Genomic DNA, 17,034 nt, shown 5'->3' on the forward strand with positions numbered 1-17,034 from the left:
TCTCGGTTGTGGTCGCGGTCACGAACACTCACGTAAATCTGAACGAATTGACACACCACACCCATCGCAATCACGCCCGTACCTGCAGCCGCAACCGCCAGTAGAGGGAAGAACTCAGGGTTGATGTCTTGGCTCAAACGACGCGTCATGCCCATAAAACCTAGAGCGTAAAGCGGCAAGAACGCCATCAAGAAACCAATGATCCAGCAGTAGAATGCGCGTTTGCCCCAAAGCTCGTTCAGAGTGAAGCCGGTCGCTTTCGGGAACCAGTAACCAATCGCAGCAAAACAGCCGAACACGACGCCACCGATGATTACGTTATGGAAGTGAGCAATCAGGAATACCGAGTTATGCAGAATGAAATCTGCGCCCGGAACTGCCATTAATACGCCCGTCATACCACCAACAGTGAAGGTGATAAGGAAGCCCACAGTCCACATCATTGGTGTGGTGAAGCGGATACGACCTTTGTACATGGTAAATAACCAGTTGAAGATCTTAACCCCGGTTGGGATAGAGATAATCATGGTTGCGATGCCGAAGAAGGCATTCACATTGGCGCCAGAACCCATGGTGAAGAAGTGATGCAGCCAAACCACAAACGCTAAAATAGTGATAGCCACCGTCGCCCATACCAGCGAGGTATAACCAAACAGTTTTTTGCGAGAGAAGGTTGCAGTCACTTCAGAGAACACACCGAAGATAGGCAAGATCAGGATATACACCTCAGGGTGTCCCCATGCCCAAATCAGGTTCACATACATCATCACGTTGCCACCAAGGTCATTGGTGAAGAAGTGCGTGCCGATGTATCTATCCAAAGTCAGTAACGCAATGGTCACAGTTAGGATTGGGAAAGAGATGATGATCAGGATGTTGGCACACAGCGATGCCCAAGTGAATACAGGCATCTTCATCATTGGCATAGATGGAGTACGCATGCGCAGAATAGTCGCGAAGAAGTTCACACCCGTTAATGTGGTACCCACACCGGATATTTGCAGCGCCCATATCCAATAATCGACCCCGACTCCCGGGCTCGCCTCAATGCCAGACAGCGGCGGATACGCCAACCAACCCGTACGGCCAAACTCACCTAAGCCCAGTGACATGTTGGTTAGAATAATACCCACTACAAACAGCCAGAAGCTCAAGTTATTCAGGTAAGGGAATGCAACATCACGAGCACCAATTTGCAGCGGCACGATGATGTTCATCAGGCCGATAACCAATGGCATCGCGACGAAGAAAATCATGATCACGCCATGAGCCGTGAAGATCTGGTCGTAATGATGTGGTGGTAAATAGCCCGTCTCTCCGGCTGCAGAAAGCAATTGCTGACTACGCATCATCACCGCATCTGCAAAGCCACGAACTAACATCACCATCGCAACCGCAATGTACATGAAGCCCAGTTTTTTGTGGTCTACAGATGTAAACCATTCATTCCAGAGGTATTGCCACTTACCGGCTTTAGTGACCGCGTACACCACTAAAGCCCCCACCAAAGCGATCATGGTTAAGGTGACCAAAATAATGGGTTCGTGGTAGGGAATAGAGTCTAGAGTTAATCTTCCAAACATGACGATTATCCTTGGGTTTCCGGCAGACAGTTCATTGAACCAGGGTGCTGGGTCACGACATCAGTGAATAAAAATGGTGGGATACTAGAAAACAGCGTCACAGGTTCAGCCACACTTGGCGCGGCCAATGAACGGAACTGCTCCCAATCTTCAATGCGATCAGGACTTGCTTTCACTTTCTCTACCCAGTTTAAAAACGCCACTTGATCAGGCATGGCCGATGCGGTGAATTTCATCTGAGAGAACCCTTTGCCACTGTAGTTCGAAGCAAAGCCTTTGAAGTCACCTTCGTGGTTTGCAATCAAATTCAACTTAGTCACCATTCCCGGCATCGCGTAGATCTGCGAACCAAGACGCGGGATAAAGAACGCGTTCATGATGTTGTCTGAAGTCAGCTTAAACGTCACCGGAACATCTTTCGGGAACGCAACATAGTTAACCGTCGCAATGTTTTGCTCCGGATAGATGAACAGCCATTTCCAGTCCAGAGAGACCACTTCGATCACCATAGGTTTAACGTCACTTTCCAGAGGCTTAGATGGCTCCAGTTCGTGAGTTGTTCGCCAAGTGATGGTGGCTAGAATCGCAATAATGATGATTGGAATTGTCCATACCACTATTTCAATTTTGGTTGAGTGCGCCCAGTCTGGTGCATACTCTTCCGTGGTATTGCTTTCGCGGTATCGGTAAGCAAAGTAGATGGTCATCAGAATTACTGGGATGACGACAATCAACATCAGCAACAGAGCCGTGATAATCAGCTCTTTTTCCTGAACGCCAACGCTACCTTTTGGGTCGAGCAATGCGGAGTTACATCCTTCGAGCATCAGAATGGTTCCCAGCAAACCAATCTTCGACAAACTTGTCCTCGATAAAATGCGTTTATATCTTGAAGCTTCCATTAACTTTCTCGATGGTTATCCAGCCTCAGAACGAACGCCTAAGTACTGGTTGTCATGATCATTAGAATATTTATGTGTTGAGCATGTGAAACGCCGCATCTCAAAAAGCAATGCAATAAAGCCCGTTACTGCTGGGTTAAAACCACACAGAAAACATGACTTAATTGTTACACTTTGAAATACATTGTTACATTTGGCGCATTATGAAGAGTTGAATTTGAAAGCTCACCAAACAAACTTGGAAACTAACCTTCCATTTATGAATGCGAAAACTAAGAAGTAGAAGACGATTAAGACACACACCAGCAGCGTGCTACATAGGTGGAGCCAGTGCTGACAAGGGATTTAGAAAAAGCAGATAAACACTCGCGCGTCACCACAGCTCAGGGCAAGTTCAAGGTACATTAGAAAGAGCGAATAAATAGAAGTGTGACGCCCGTCAAGATTGTGAATTCACATACCATTTACAAGGTATTCACTGGTTAGATTATTCAAAACGCCCACTCATTCACCAGCAAGATAACCAAGCATTCACCGATGCGCTAATATGACGAATTGAAAGAATATAATGATTAACAGAAAGAATACTGAGGCTAACAGAAAGGATAATTTGACTAATTGAGGGCGTAATAGCGGTGAAAAGAACAGCAAAATGGTAAATATTGGGATGAATTTATTGAGAACAACAATGCCATAATCGAGCCAGATACGGCTCGATTATGGGCAATTGAAGAGCAGTTAAATAGAAGAGCAGTTAAATTGAAAAACAGTTATGCAGCTTGAGTCGCGATGTTTTTCCGCTGATTTTTAGTCATCAAATGATAAACCACAGGCACAAAGTAGAACGAGATAAGCGTGGTTAACACGGTACCGCCCACAATCGCGACCGCAAACGGAGGCCAGAAACCACCACCAGCAATAATCAGTGGCATAAAGCCGCCAACAGTCGTTATCGTGGTTGAGCTGATATGGCGAGTACACGACATAACGGCTTCAACGACTGCATCGACATTGCCGGAGGAAGCCTCTTTATCGAGTTTCAATTCGGTCAAAATCACAATGGCCGCGTTAATCGCTAAACCTGCAATCCCGAGCATCGCGATGATCACCGTAAAGCCGAACGGATAACCGAAAATCCACACCGACAACAACCCTAACCCACCTGCCAATCCTGCTACCATGAAGATGATGCTGCTCATTCGGAACGAGTTGAACGACATCACCACCACCAACACCATCAATACCACCACGACTGCGACATTCGAGATCAGGCTGTTGACTGAATTATCTCGTTCAGCGGATTCACCACCAAAACCAATCGTATAGCCCGATGGCATCTGATAGCTTTCTAGGCGTTTTTGGAATTCATTGAGCACGGTTTGAGGTAAGACACCCGCTTCAATGTAACCCTCAATGGTATTCACACGTTGCCCATTTCTGCGCGTAATCGCACCACGACTGGTGGTCAGTTCAAGCTCAGCCAGAGTCGAAACGTTAATCCCCGTGGAATAGACATCAGAACTGATCGGCAAACGGATATTGCTTAAATGCGCCAAGTTTTCACGCGCATCATCCGCAACACGAACACGGATTGGCACCGACTCACTCCCCTCAATCACCGAGCCACTTTCACGACCAGTCAATGTGGTTTGCAACATACCAGCAAACTGGTTCAATGAAATACCATTCAGTTTTGCGGTGTCTTCATCGACCTTCAACCACACCTTCGGCGTACCCGGTTGCAGGGTTTCCCTTGTGTGCGTGACATGAGGGACACCTGCCAGAATTAAGCGTACATCTTCACCAATTGCTTTCAGAGTATCGAGGTTCTCACCATAAACACGCAGCTCAACGGGCGCGGTAAATGGAGGCCCTTGGTTAAGCTTACGTACCAAGATTTGTGCTTCAGGAACCTCTTCATCCAACACCTTTTGCAACTGTGGAATTAGCGCATTGGCTTGGTCAAAGTTTTCTGTTTTCACCATCGCTTGCGAGAAGTATGGCGCGTTATTTTGCCTTGCTTGCAGGTTGTAATAGAAGGATGGGAAGTTTGCGCCCACTAGCCAATCAATGCGTTCCACTTCAGGGTAACGATGAATGATGTCGTCTATTTTTTCAGAGGTGTTTTTGGTGGCGTAAATGCTCGCTTGAGGTGGCATGTAAACCTGAATCTCAAACATGTCTCGGTCTGATGGTGGGAAGAATTGCTCAGTCAGCTGAGACATACTCCAGTAGCCAGTAAACGGAACCAACAGCACCAAAGCAATCGTGATGATTGGATGCGTTACGCCAAAGCGGACAGAAGATGAGAACCAGCGCGTCAAAGCCGGGATTCTCAAACCCGTCATGTACCAATGGTGTTGCCCTTTCTTGTCGACATCACTGAGTTGCTTGGGCAGTAGTTTGGTCGCTAAACCCGCAATTAAGGTGTGCGAGATTATGTAAGAGCCGATCAACGAGAAAGAAACGGTAATCGCAATACCACCGACGAACTCACCCGATGCACCCGGCATCAAGATAATCGGGGCAAACGCCAACACGGTAGTTAAGGTTGAGCCTAATAACGGCACCCATAAATGCTTCAATGCATTCATGGTCGCTTCAGCTCGCTGTTGCCCTTTTAAACGATACGCTTGAATGGTATCGACCATCACCACCGCGTTATCCACCATGATCCCGAGCGCCACAATTAGGCCTGTCACCGACATTTGGTTAATCGGCACACCGGTCATTTTCATGATCGACAGGGTCAGTAATGAAGTTAACGGCAGAGAAATGGCGACTAAGATCGCGGCACGTACGCCTAAAGTGACAAACAGCACAATCAAAATCAGACCGAAACCGATCATCAAGCTCTTGCCTAAATCGTCTAAGCGAGTTTCGGTATAACCTTGCTGATTAAACAGGACCGTCACTTTAACGTTACTTGGTAACTCTTGCTCAAATTTACCAATCAGAGCATTGGCTCGCGACGTCCAGTTATCGACTCGCAGATCAGAATGCATTCTTGCCGCGACAATCACTCCCGGCTCACCATCAATAATCGCAATTTGGTCTTGTGGGGTTTTCTCACCACGTTTCACAGAAGCAATGTCTTCCATGCGGATAATGTGACCATTGCTATCGGTAGCTATTGGGACTTGCTTGATACGTTCAATGGAGTCCAGTTCAGACTCAATTTCCAAACCAAAACGGGAATAGGCACTGACCAGTTCACCCGCCGAGTTCTTGGCGTCTGCCCCTTCGAGCGATTCAGCGATATTGGCACTCGAACGCCCTAGAGCAGCGGCATCGGCCGTACGTAAACTGATTTGAATCTCTTCTTGCGGTATCCCGTATTCATCAACAAATTCGGTACCCGACAAAGTTCGTAACCGCTTGGCGAGCTCTTTGGCATAACGGCCCAGCGTTAATCTGTCAGGCTCGCCTGCACCAGACCAAGTTAGAGATGCGATGGTCGTGAAAGCATAGGTATGGTCGCTATCGAGATCGGGAGATTGAGCACCCGCAGGCAAAATGGATTCGATGTCAGATAACTTGTCGCGAGCTTGGGACCAGACGGGTTCTGGCTCGGTGATGGTGTCGTTAAGTTCTAGCGTAACAATTGATACGCTCGGCCTAGAGGTTGAGCTCACGAGTTTAACTTCACTCAGTTCACGCAGCTTATTCTCGATAACCTCAGTAACCAAGGTTTCAACACGCTCGGCACTGGCGCCGGGGAAACTGGTTGTGATGTTCGCATAACGGTTGATGATTACTGGGTCTTCTGCACGTGGCAACGTCATGAACGCCGAAATACCACTCACCATCAGCAGCGCTGTCATCAAGATAAGCAGTCGAGTGTTGGAAATAGTCTCTATAATTTTCATACTATTACCTACTCAGCCGCGCTTGCTGGCTTCACGGTTTGTCCGGGAACTAAACGATGTAAGCCACTGGCAATCACCTGTTCACCGTCTTCAATCGCCCCACTCACGTATGCTTGTTGATTATTGGCAAACAACACCTGAACACTTCTACGTTCAACCTTGTTATCTTCACCAATCACAAAGATGTTCCACACACCGCGCAATCCATCAATCAAACCTGTTAATGGCACCCAGTAGCCTTGCTCTTCAATCTGTTCATCAAATTTAAGGTAGGCAAGTTGCCCTTCTAATACCGACGACTTTTCAGGGAATAGGTAACGCAAGCCAACACTACGAGATTGGGTATCCACCATTGCACCGGGATTCAATAGCTCCACGGCATAATCTGTTCTCCCAACTCGGATGTTAGGCGAAGAAAGTGAGGTGACTTTTTGCATTTGGTGAGCAGGAATACCGATGAAGGCTTCTTTTCCTTCAGAGGCAAGCAGTGTAAGAGTTGGATTCCCGACATTCACCACATCTCCAAGCGAGACATAGCGGGTTGCGATGGTGCCAGAATAAGGTGCAAGCACTGTCGATTTCACCAATTTCAGTTCGTTGCCTTTGACTGAGGCATCGATGCGTAGCAAGTTAGCCTGCAATACGCGCTGCTCACTGGTGAGAGAATCAATCTCCGCTTCGGCACTGAAGCCTTTCGCTTTCAATGAACGTTGACGCTTTAAGTTAGCAGCAACAAGACTCAACTGAGCTTTCACTTCTTCAGCCTGCGCTTTCAGTTGGCTAGACTCGGTTTCCAAAAGTTGAGTATCCAATCGAATCAACGGCTGACCCGTTGTGACTGTGTCACCGACATCCACCAGAATCTCATTGACCTTGCCCGCCAATTCAAAACCAAGATTCGCCTGCTGCCCCGCCTTTACGACACCGACATATTCACGTTGTACTGCATACGATGGAGAGCGTTCCAAAGCGACAGTTTCCACTGTTAAGACTGTCGACGCTGCACTATTCGATTCCACTGCAGCATTATCTGCATCGGATGCTGTCTCGGCTTGTGTATTTTCACCACACCCGACAAGAAGAGTCGACAACGCCACTGCCACTGCGCTTCCCTTCATCAATTTATACATACTTCCTGTTCCTATGCGGTACTCAATTATGTTCTTTTTTTAGACTAACCAAACCAAACTAGACTGTCTAGTTTGATTGTGTTAAAAATAAGTTTCATGGTTAATGATTGATAAAACCATCACAAAAAGCATAATGCTTAGCGCAAACGAGACACCTATTGCTAAGTATCAATAGGCACTAAGCAAAGAGACAAGCTAGGTAACGCTCCAACACCAAGTAACGAGAAGCAAGCACGTGACAAAAATCATCAAGAGTGAACAGAAGAGATCGCAGATCTTAACCGCAGCAAGTAAACTTTTCTCTGAACATGGCTTCAAGATCAATATGGATCAGATAGCCAAAGCAGCGAACGTTTCCAAGCAAACGGTCTACTCTCACTTTAAAAACAAAGACGAGCTTTTCGAAACCTGCATGCAAACTAAGTGTGCCGAGCGCGAACTCAGCCCTTCTGCTTTTGATATGAATGCCACTTTGGAAGACGAGTTGGTGAAGTTTGGTGTGAAGTTTCAAGATTTGTTACTTGATGAGCAGTCCAGACAGACCTTTCAAAATGCGGTGAGCCAATCCAACACCCACCCAGAGATCGCTTCAATCTACTTAGAAACAGGGCCGCAAAAAACCACCCTTTTACTCGCCGATTATCTACAAAGCAAAGTGGAATCGGGTGATTTGATCTTATCGACATCAAGCTCGCCGATCATCGCAGCAAGACAACTGCTGCTTATGTTTCATGGTAAGTCGGCATATTGGGGATTCTTCGGACACGAAAGCGGTGAGTCTGAACAAGAGAGACTTCTCTACACCAAAGAGTGTGTCGCGCTGTTCTTAAACGGCAATCAGCCTCGTTAATTTTAAAATATTTACCCGTTAGCCAACCATAGAAGCTGACTCAAGAAGCAGTTCATAGAAACGTTTTGCGGCAGGGCCTGTCTTGGCCCCTTTTGGCAGAGTCAGATGCAGCGGAACGTGATAACCACTGCCATTTTCGACATTGAGCACCGTCAGCTTATCGCTACCTCGACTTTCCACAATGTGTTTTGGTAATCGGCAGTAACCCACACCCTGCTCTACCGCGCCAAATGCATGGTCGAAATTATCCACCGTAATACGCTGACTCGACTTCAACCACCCCACATCCTGTTTATTCCCTTGGTTTTTAGTGCCTTGACTGGATCGTGCACCTAAATCCCTCACCACAATTTGTGGCAAAGACGACAGTTGATTCAACGACACAGAAGCAGCACTTGCTAACGGATGTGAACTCGCAACAACAGGCTCCATCATAGTAAAACCAAAAGCCTCAGCAGAATGATTGGTGACAGGCAGATTGATGATGGCAACATCAGCGAGCTCTTGAGTGACCATTTCCGTCGTCTTAGACAACGATGTTTCCATCACTTGAATTGATGTTGTGCTGTTCTCAGCCATAAATTGCGCCATCGGTCTGTATAGACGTTCAAGACAACACAGATGATCCACGGCGACCACGATTTCAGATTCGACGCCTTTCGCCAGCTGTTCACTAATGAGTTCCAACTCTCTCGCCTGTTCCAACATGCTGCTTGCACGGCGCAACAGTGATTTGCCATCTTCCGACAGCACCGCTCTGCGACCTTCAACTTGCACCAAAGACACACCCAATTGATCCTCCAATTTTCTCAAAGCATAAATCAGCGTGGTATGGCTCTTATTCAATTGCACGGCCGCCGCCTGAATGCTGCCTGCGCGGTCAATTTCGTAAAGCGTTTGCCATTGGTCTAGGGTGGTCTTTAATCTCATTGGTCTAAAATCCTGACAGTTAATGGCAATATTATGAACTTTTCTGTCTGTTTTTTACAGGTAATATGAGTTTCAACAACAAACGAGAATGGCTTGTTTGTCTTGAACACCTATTTGTTAATGGAATTTTTTAAACGGAATTTGCTAAACAGAATTTATTAAACGGAGAAACACCATGAAACTACTACAAGTTGATTTTGAATTTTCAGGCCCTTTCGGTGAAGAGATGTCAAACGCACTCGTTGACCTAGCAAAGTCTATTAACAACGAACCGGGCATGATCTGGAAAATCTGGACAGAGAACGAAGCAGAAAAACTGGGGGGCGGCGTCTACTTATTTGAAGATCAGCTGAGTGCTGAAACCTATCTGGCGATGCATGCTGCTCGCTTAAAAGAGATGGGTGTACAGGAAGTGCGTGGTGTGATTTTTGACGTCAATCAGCCATTAACTACCATTAATAAAGGCCCAATCAACGCTTAACGCATCGCTCACTCCTGTATTGAGCAAAGAGACAGGTTAGCGATATCACCAAGTTGAAAAAGAGAGCGACACAATGAACAACAAAACATTCTTGAGCCTACACGGCATCATTTACGCAGGGTTTGCCTTCGCGCTGTTTTTCCTACCCACCCTTATGTGGCCAATGTACGGCGTAGAGATCAATGATAAGTACGCGTACTTTCTCTCTCAACACACCAGTATATTTTTGGGTGGTATCGCTGCAATAAGCTGGCTGCTTAGAGACATTGAACCTGGCGTGTCCGCTAAAAAGCTCATCCAAGGATTGGTGGTTACAAATATGCTTGGCGCCATCATCACATTGTATGCGGCGTTTACAGGAATATTTGTTGGCTTCGGCTGGAGTGATCCGGCGTTCTTCCTGTTTCTATCAATACTGAGCGTGTTGCAGGTTCGCAAGCAAGCTTAACCAACCAATGAATTCAGATAGCACAAACAAAAAAACACTCGGTATATGCCGAGTGTTTTCGTATTAAATCGTTAACTTTAACGTCAGGCTATGAGCGACCAAGCATACGACTTAGCGTGCCATCTTTATCGACAAACTGATGCTTCAATGCGCCTAATACATGCAGAGCAAGTGCCACCATGATCAAGTTCACTGAATTGACATGAACGAAAGAAGCCGCAGACTGTAACCATTCGGTTTTTTCACCAGCAGCGATAAGCTCGAACCCGAACACGTCTAATGCACGCCCACCAGCAACACTCATCACCGCACCAGAAATTGGCATCGCCAACGTCACCAACAACAAGAAATGGTGAATGCTTTTCGCTGCGATTTCTTGTGCTCTCGTCAATACGGCAACACTCTCAATTGCGCCCTCCTTAAAACGCCATACCAAGCGTGAAAGTGCGACAACTAAAACAATCAAACCCAACGATTTGTGCAGCCCCATTAACTCGCCTTTTTCGGGGCCTCGCGGCATTCCTTCAAATTGAAGTCCAATAACAAACACGACAAGGAACAAAATACCGGTAAGCCAATGGAAAACAACAGTCTTTTTCGATAACGATTTACTCATAATGACCACTTTATGTCTCTAAACTTGATGCTATTTTCGCCTAATATCATTACGTTTTATAGGGTAAATACGTAAAGTTAGGTAAAGACAAATAGAAGCCAGAAATCGTTATTTTGTGTGCTCGACAAAAATCAACTCGTCAGTGTTGAAGCCACGCTCTTTAGACATGCTTTTGAACTTCTCCATAACCTCTGGCGCAACTTCTGGTGTTCTTGAAAGCAGCCATAAGTAATCGGTGTCAGGGCCAGAAACAAACGCGTACTGGTATCCCTCTTTGTCCAATTCAAACACCACATAAGCGCCGTAGAAAGGGCCAAAGAAAGACACTTTCAGATAGCCTTGTTCAGAGCCTTCAACGAAGTACGCTTTTCCTTCCGCTTCGTTCCACTCACCTTCTTCCGCCGAATAACCACGGTTAATCACCTTCACGCCGCCATCATCACGAAGGCTGTATTCAGCGCTGATGTTGTCTAAGCCACGCTCAAACGAGTGATCCAAACGAGCCACTTCGTACCATTTCCCTAGGTATCGTTCCAACTCAAACTGTTGAACAGGCTTAACCGTTTCGGGCATGCCCACACAACCACCTAATAAGATCACGCTAAGCAGCAATAATATTTTTTTCATCCTAACCTCGACTTGTTTTTATTAGTAATGCGAGTAAGTCTCGTGAAAACATAAACTTACATCCTTGGTAATACGTTAAATCCATTTTTATAGTTCACTTAACTGTAATTTATTCAGAACCTTATGTGAATCGTTTAGTCTGCGAATGGATTCGCAATCCTTTATTGATGAGCTGTATTCCCACAACCACCTCAAAAGATATTGGAATTACATGCAAACAAGAGAGCAACCAAGGACACTTTATTATTAAAAATTCGCGATATGATTCTCGCCACTCGCTTTCTATACTTATTAAACAGTGGAACATGGAAGACATAATAATGAATAACAAGCTCACTCTGTCACGCACTGCATGGATAGCATTACTCACAAGCTTATCGGCCGTAGCGCCGGTGCTTGCACAAGCCAACACTATTGTTCAAACACAAACAGCAGTTCAAGCGCAAACAGCCGTTAAAAGCCAAAGTGCTGACCAGATTTTTATCAATGCAGATATTTACGGGCATCGCGAGTCAGACTCGATCGTTACCCACAACGGCAAGATCATCTTCATCGGTAACCAATCACAGGCGCAAACTTTTCAAGGACAAAGCACTGATGTCATTGATCTAGACAATGCCTTTGTCTTGCCGGGATTCATTGACAACCATAACCATGTGTTTGAAGCCGCCTCAGAGCTGGGTGGCAATTGTGAACTCGACTCTGAAGCGACGTTAGAAGAGCAAATCCCCTACTTAGAAGCGTGTAAGATCAATGCTGATACCGATGGCAGAGGTTGGCTAATGGGTTATGGGTTTTCTTTGGAAGCGACTATCGATAGCGACTCTGACTACACGCCACTAGAGATCATCGACAGTATCTTCCCGGATCGCCCAGTGGTGATCATGGAACAGACTTCGCACTCGATGTGGGTCAACTCAAAAGCACTAAAAATCGCTCGAATCAGCCAACAATCTCCAGACCCACAAGGCGGCGCTTATTTAAAAGACCAAGACAGCGGCAAACTCAATGGCATCTTATTAGACAATGCTGGCGATCAAGTGATGGAGATGGCTTGGAATAGCCAAAGCGACCTGTTTGAGCAAAGCTACCAAGGGTTAATGTTCGGACTTGAGGAAGCGGCAGTCCACGGCATCACCACCATTGGCGACGGTCGCATGTATTGGAAACGAGGTTGGTATGACGTTTGGCTAGAGGCCGAGCAAAATCAAGACTTAACGGCGCGCGTGTCGCTGCGTCCTTGGGTATACCCATCGATGGCAATACCTTCTCAATTAGAAGTCTTTGAGAAAATGCATTCCGACGATAAAAGCCGTCTGTTACTTGTCGATCAGGTGAAAATGTACAGTGATGGCATCTTTATCAATGGCACCGCCAAAACACTCGCGCCCTACTTAGATACTTATCTGCCCCAGTCGCCGAATGGGTTGAACTATATTCCGCCAGAACAAATGAAAGAGTGGCTAACTGCGCTCGAGAAAATCGGCTTTAGCGCCCATATTCATGCCATTGGTGACGGTGCGGTTCGTGAATCTCTTGATGCGATAGAAAGTATTCGCAAACAAGGTTCAACCAAACCCTACACCCTAACCCATGTCGAATTAATCAATGATGAAGATGTGCCACGCTTTCGCCAATTAGACGTGACCGCAGATTTCCAAGTCGGCTCTGATTACGTTGCAAGGCTCCAACACCAATGGGCCGAAGCTTTCCTTGGTGCTCGCCGTGCCAAAGCCATGATGAACCTCGACGCGATACTCAAGACCGATGCCAATATCACCTTAAGCAGTGATTGGAACGTACACGACATCAACCCTTTAGTCGGCATCGCGAACAGCTTAATCATGGGCCAAACCGGCCTAACCGATATCTATACCGCCATCGACGCTTACACGCTCAATGCCGCCAAAAGTCTTGGGATTGAAGACGTAACAGGCTCTATTGAGGTAGGGAAATCCGCTGACTTCGCCATTCTCGACCGCGACATCACCACAGTGTCAGCAAGACAAATCGCTAAGACTCAAGTGTTGATGACTGTGTTGCGCGGGAACGTGGTTTACGAAAAATAAAGCCAATTTGCGTATCGAATTGGTTATCGCAACTCACACGAAAACGAAAACGAAAACGAAAACGAAAACGAGCCAGCTTATTCAGCTGGCTCGTCTGTTATTCACATCTGTATTTTATGTTGTGTTACGCGCTGGTCTCTTTAAGCGCTTTCACATTTGAATCTTGTTTATCATCCAGAGCAAAGTAGATCTTCGATACAACCACTTCAGCAACCAAAATCGTAAATACCACCGCGAAGAACGCTACCACACCGCCCCAAGGGCCTGTGAAGCTCACCTTGTCACCGAACATGAGGTTTATCGCTTCTAGCATCACGAACTTTGAGCCCACCAAGATAATGTAAGTGGTGATTGCTCGGTAAACCTTAGGCGCGGTGCCCGGCTTGCTTTTGAAGTGCTCAGCAATCTTGTGCTCTAAACCAATAGAGAGCTTCAACAACAACTGCAACAACAACGCCGCAATCAAAGAGATAGTGAAAGACTCAATGTTGACGAAGCCCCAGTACTCATCGAAGAAGTTAAGTACGACCAAGTCCACCAGCACGGCTAATGTGTAACCTACGAATAGACGTTGTGGTGTGTTGAATCCGTAAACTTTGTCTGATTTAGTCATTCTGTCTCTCTCTAATTTGATAAGTCGCCTTGATTTGAAATACATCTTAGCGCTCGAAACGAAGCAAAACTTACCATTTCATGACACCGCCAACATTCATTCCTCAAATTAATAATTCGACAGAAATTTCCTTCCTTCTCTTATAGCAATCGCAAAAACACACCCAATTCATCACTGTCACCAAATGGCCATTCTTTAAATGCTGCGCCCCATAAGATGACTCCATCAGCGACACACACTCATTTCCAAAAGGTGCAGACTATGAAAAAGCTAATCACTAACGCGAACGTATTTAACGGTGTTGATAACAACTTAATCGAGAACGTATCAATCCTCATCGAAGATAACTTGATCACTCAGATTGGAGAGATTAACCCAACGATTGCCGATGAAACAATTGATGCTCAAGGCGGTACAGTCATGCCAGGTTTGATTGATGCGCACGTTCATATCACGCTATCTGCACCTTTCAATGTGATTGATACCATGACGCGTGAAGAAGTGGCGATTCGCTCAGCAAAGATTTCTGAAGAGATGTTAATGCGCGGCTTTACTACCATTCGCGATGTGGCGGGCAATACGCTTGGCCTTAAAAACAGTATCGACAACGGCTATGCCACTGGCCCACGTATTCTTCCTTCAATGGCGGCTATCTCGCAAACCTGTGGTCACTCTGATTACCGTCAAAACCAAGCTCAAGAGCGTTTAGCTAACGGGCATGAAGATTCACCAATGATGAAGCTTGGTGCAATGAAAGTGGCAGATGGTCGTTCAGAAGTCTTAAAAGCGGTTCGCGAACAGTTATTTATGGGCGCTTCTCAAATCAAGATCATGGCGGGTGGTGGCGCATCTTCAACGTTTGATCCGCTAGACACATTGCAATTCACATCTGAAGAGATGAAGGCCGCGGTTGATGCCGCTTCCGATTACGGCACTTATGTTGCCGCGCACATCCACACCTCTGATGCGATGCGCCGAGCGGCAAAAGCGGGCGTGATGTCTTTCGAACACGCCACCATCATGGACGACGACATTGCCGAGATCATTAAAGAGAAAGGCATTTGGGTGATTCCTTCTTACTTTACCTCTTCATTGATTGCAGAGCGCAAGATCCCGCTGCCGAATGAGGAGACATACCGCAAGACAGAACGCGTAGGCAAAGCCATGTTCAAGTCAGCAGAACTGATTAAGAAATACGACATTCAGAACATTGCTTTTGGTACTGACTGTGTGGGTGAAACCAACGTTCATGCGACACAATTGAATGAACTTGGTGCGATTGAGCAAGTATTCGATACCATCACCGCACTTCGCATGGCGACATCAAACTGTGGTCGCTTGTTCGAAATGTCGACTTACCAACACCCATACCAAGAAGGCAAGTTAGGTCAGATCGTTGAAGGCGCGTATGCCGACCTATTGATCATCGATGGCAACCCACTGGAAAGTGTTGCTTGTGTGGCAAACACAGAGACACAAAAATTGATCATGAAAGACGGTAAGGTGTACAAAAACACGCTTTAACCTCGAAAAGCGCTCTTCCCCTAGCCACAAAACAACAAACCTAAAGCAAATAACCGAGATGATTGACTTGGTTGTTTGCTTTTTTTGGATCGCCTAAAGCTGATCTCACCTTCCATTGAAAATCTTAGATATCCAATTCACTCAATAAAAAATATAAATTCACTGCCATGCTACGAGTTATTTTCCACTCGATGAATTAATTTACATTTACGTATTAACAACCATATGAAAATTAAAAACAGAATGTCAAACTGTAAAAATGCAGTATAAAAATCCTCTGATTATTTCTAAAAAAACACAGAGAAAATGGAATTATTTCAGCATAGGTAGCTCTAACTAAATGTTAAGTGATAATTTATCTGGAGGTGCTATTTTAATATAACTTCGTCAACCCCACGCCCTTAAATTGCACATAAGACAATTTAGAAAAGTAAATACTATTAATCATTTTTTTGTAATCAGGAATTAACAATGAGACTGTTGTTGTACTCGACATGTGGTGTTCTCAGTTTTCTGGGAATATTTGGACTAGCTGCGTTATACATTGTTTATTAATTTGAAAACTACTTCTGCAAATTAATAAACAAATAAGAAAAAGCCCTAATCAATAGGGCTTTTTATCCATCAGGAATAATAATTAAGTTATCGTAAATTTATTCTATTTACTTTTCTCTTCTAGCTTAGCCTTTACTATTGGATATAGTTTTTCGTATGGCAAGTAACCGGGGAGCAATGTTCCATCAATGAGCATCGCTGGTGTACCTCGAACACCCAGTCTCGTAAACAAGTTATAGTTTTCAGCAACTTCAATCGCTATTTCACTGTCTGAAGAAACATAATCGGTGGCTTTGTTCTTCTTCGCTACTTTCATTATCGAACGAACGTTGTGAATGCCAGGCTTACTGATCAACATCTCTTCAACTGCTTTATATTTTTCTTTGTCATTGTTCCAGACATTGAGTCCAAAGGTTGCTGAGTTCAGTGGTGAATCTCTCTCCTTTAGAGGGATATAAATATTTATCACCTTGATGTCATTAGGAAACTCATCCGCTATTTTCCGAAGAACAGGATCTAACTTTTTACACCACGGGCAACTAAAATCAGTCATGTTTACGATCGTCAGCTTTGGATGTTCGGAACCATACCAAGGGTGGTGTGGGTTGTTATAAATAAAGTCATGGCTCTCGGCCAACGTTTTATCGAAACTACTTTGTTGATCTATGTAAGCAGCCAGACTGTCATGAACCGAATCGATAATACCTTCATTCGTTTCTAACATTTGCGTTATCTCGGCAATCTTTTCTTGTTTTGTCATTGCGTAAGTGACAGGAGAGAAAGCCAGTGTAACTAATAATGTGATGATGCTTTTTGTTATGAATTTCATATTTTCCC

At 45.4% G+C, this 17,034-nt stretch carries 14 protein-coding genes; 5 read left to right on the forward strand and 9 right to left on the reverse strand.

Annotated features, from left to right (window positions below; all coding sequences use genetic code 11):
• From IQQ51_RS07305 to IQQ51_RS07320, 4 genes are all read right to left on the reverse strand, one after another.
• Positions 1-1,583, reverse strand: a 1,583-nt coding sequence (locus IQQ51_RS07305) for a cbb3-type cytochrome c oxidase subunit I (RefSeq protein WP_228012717.1), incomplete at its 3' end; no start/stop codon positions are given.
• A gap of 5 nt (positions 1,584-1,588) precedes the next feature.
• Entirely contained in the window at positions 1,589-2,485 is an 897-nt protein-coding gene (gene cyoA, locus IQQ51_RS07310) for a ubiquinol oxidase subunit II (protein WP_081228834.1), read from the reverse strand.
• Positions 2,486-3,255: 770 nt separating this feature from the next.
• Complete coding sequence (locus tag IQQ51_RS07315) at positions 3,256-6,354, reverse strand: efflux RND transporter permease subunit (protein WP_193840698.1); 3,099 nt, start codon at positions 6,352-6,354, stop codon at positions 3,256-3,258.
• A gap of 8 nt (positions 6,355-6,362) precedes the next feature.
• The gene (locus IQQ51_RS07320) at positions 6,363-7,484 is read right to left on the reverse strand and encodes an efflux RND transporter periplasmic adaptor subunit (RefSeq protein ID WP_193840699.1); all 1,122 of its coding nucleotides are present in this window, start codon (positions 7,482-7,484) and stop codon (positions 6,363-6,365) included.
• Between the two features lie 235 nt (positions 7,485-7,719).
• On the opposite strand from IQQ51_RS07320, the gene IQQ51_RS07325 reads away from it, so the two are divergent.
• Complete coding sequence (locus IQQ51_RS07325) at positions 7,720-8,334, forward strand: TetR/AcrR family transcriptional regulator (RefSeq protein ID WP_048616650.1); 615 nt, start codon at positions 7,720-7,722, stop codon at positions 8,332-8,334.
• An 18-nt stretch (positions 8,335-8,352) separates the two neighbouring features.
• Here IQQ51_RS07325 and IQQ51_RS07330 read toward each other — a convergent pair whose 3' ends face one another.
• Positions 8,353-9,264 carry a LysR family transcriptional regulator gene (locus IQQ51_RS07330; protein ID WP_193840700.1) on the reverse strand — a complete coding sequence of 304 codons (912 nt, stop codon included), beginning with the start codon at positions 9,262-9,264 and terminating at the stop codon, positions 8,353-8,355.
• A 175-nt stretch (positions 9,265-9,439) separates the two neighbouring features.
• On the opposite strand from IQQ51_RS07330, the gene IQQ51_RS07335 reads away from it, so the two are divergent.
• Both IQQ51_RS07335 and IQQ51_RS07340 read left to right on the forward strand, forming a co-directional pair.
• Positions 9,440-9,745 carry a monooxygenase gene (locus tag IQQ51_RS07335; RefSeq protein ID WP_048609337.1) on the forward strand — a complete coding sequence of 102 codons (306 nt, stop codon included), beginning with the start codon at positions 9,440-9,442 and terminating at the stop codon, positions 9,743-9,745.
• Positions 9,746-9,818: 73 nt separating this feature from the next.
• Positions 9,819-10,193: a hypothetical protein gene (locus IQQ51_RS07340; protein ID WP_193840701.1), complete on the forward strand. Its 375-nt coding sequence runs from the start codon at positions 9,819-9,821 to the stop codon at positions 10,191-10,193.
• Positions 10,194-10,281: 88 nt separating this feature from the next.
• Here IQQ51_RS07340 and IQQ51_RS07345 read toward each other — a convergent pair whose 3' ends face one another.
• Entirely contained in the window at positions 10,282-10,809 is a 528-nt protein-coding gene (locus IQQ51_RS07345) for a cytochrome b (protein WP_048614614.1), read from the reverse strand.
• Between the two features lie 108 nt (positions 10,810-10,917).
• A complete protein-coding gene (locus IQQ51_RS07350) occupies positions 10,918-11,436 on the reverse strand; it encodes a lipocalin family protein (RefSeq protein ID WP_048609334.1) in 519 nt (172 codons plus the stop codon).
• Positions 11,437-11,756: 320 nt separating this feature from the next.
• On the opposite strand from IQQ51_RS07350, the gene IQQ51_RS07355 reads away from it, so the two are divergent.
• Positions 11,757-13,505 carry an amidohydrolase gene (locus IQQ51_RS07355; protein WP_193840702.1) on the forward strand — a complete coding sequence of 583 codons (1,749 nt, stop codon included), beginning with the start codon at positions 11,757-11,759 and terminating at the stop codon, positions 13,503-13,505.
• Between the two features lie 124 nt (positions 13,506-13,629).
• Here the strand turns inward: IQQ51_RS07355 and IQQ51_RS07360 are convergent, their stop codons facing one another.
• Positions 13,630-14,118, reverse strand: a complete 489-nt coding sequence (locus IQQ51_RS07360) for a hypothetical protein (protein ID WP_193840703.1) — start codon at positions 14,116-14,118, stop codon at positions 13,630-13,632.
• A 261-nt stretch (positions 14,119-14,379) separates the two neighbouring features.
• Between IQQ51_RS07360 and IQQ51_RS07365 the strand changes: the two genes are divergently transcribed.
• Positions 14,380-15,642, forward strand: a complete 1,263-nt coding sequence (locus IQQ51_RS07365; protein WP_193840704.1) for a metal-dependent hydrolase family protein — start codon at positions 14,380-14,382, stop codon at positions 15,640-15,642.
• A gap of 658 nt (positions 15,643-16,300) precedes the next feature.
• Here IQQ51_RS07365 and IQQ51_RS07370 read toward each other — a convergent pair.
• Positions 16,301-17,026, reverse strand: a complete 726-nt coding sequence (locus IQQ51_RS07370; protein ID WP_048614638.1) for a DsbA family protein — start codon at positions 17,024-17,026, stop codon at positions 16,301-16,303.
• Positions 17,027-17,034 lie beyond the last annotated feature (8 nt).

The organism is Vibrio sp. OPT18 (genome assembly GCF_015163615.1).
Lineage (GTDB): Bacteria > Pseudomonadota > Gammaproteobacteria > Enterobacterales > Vibrionaceae > Vibrio > Vibrio coralliirubri.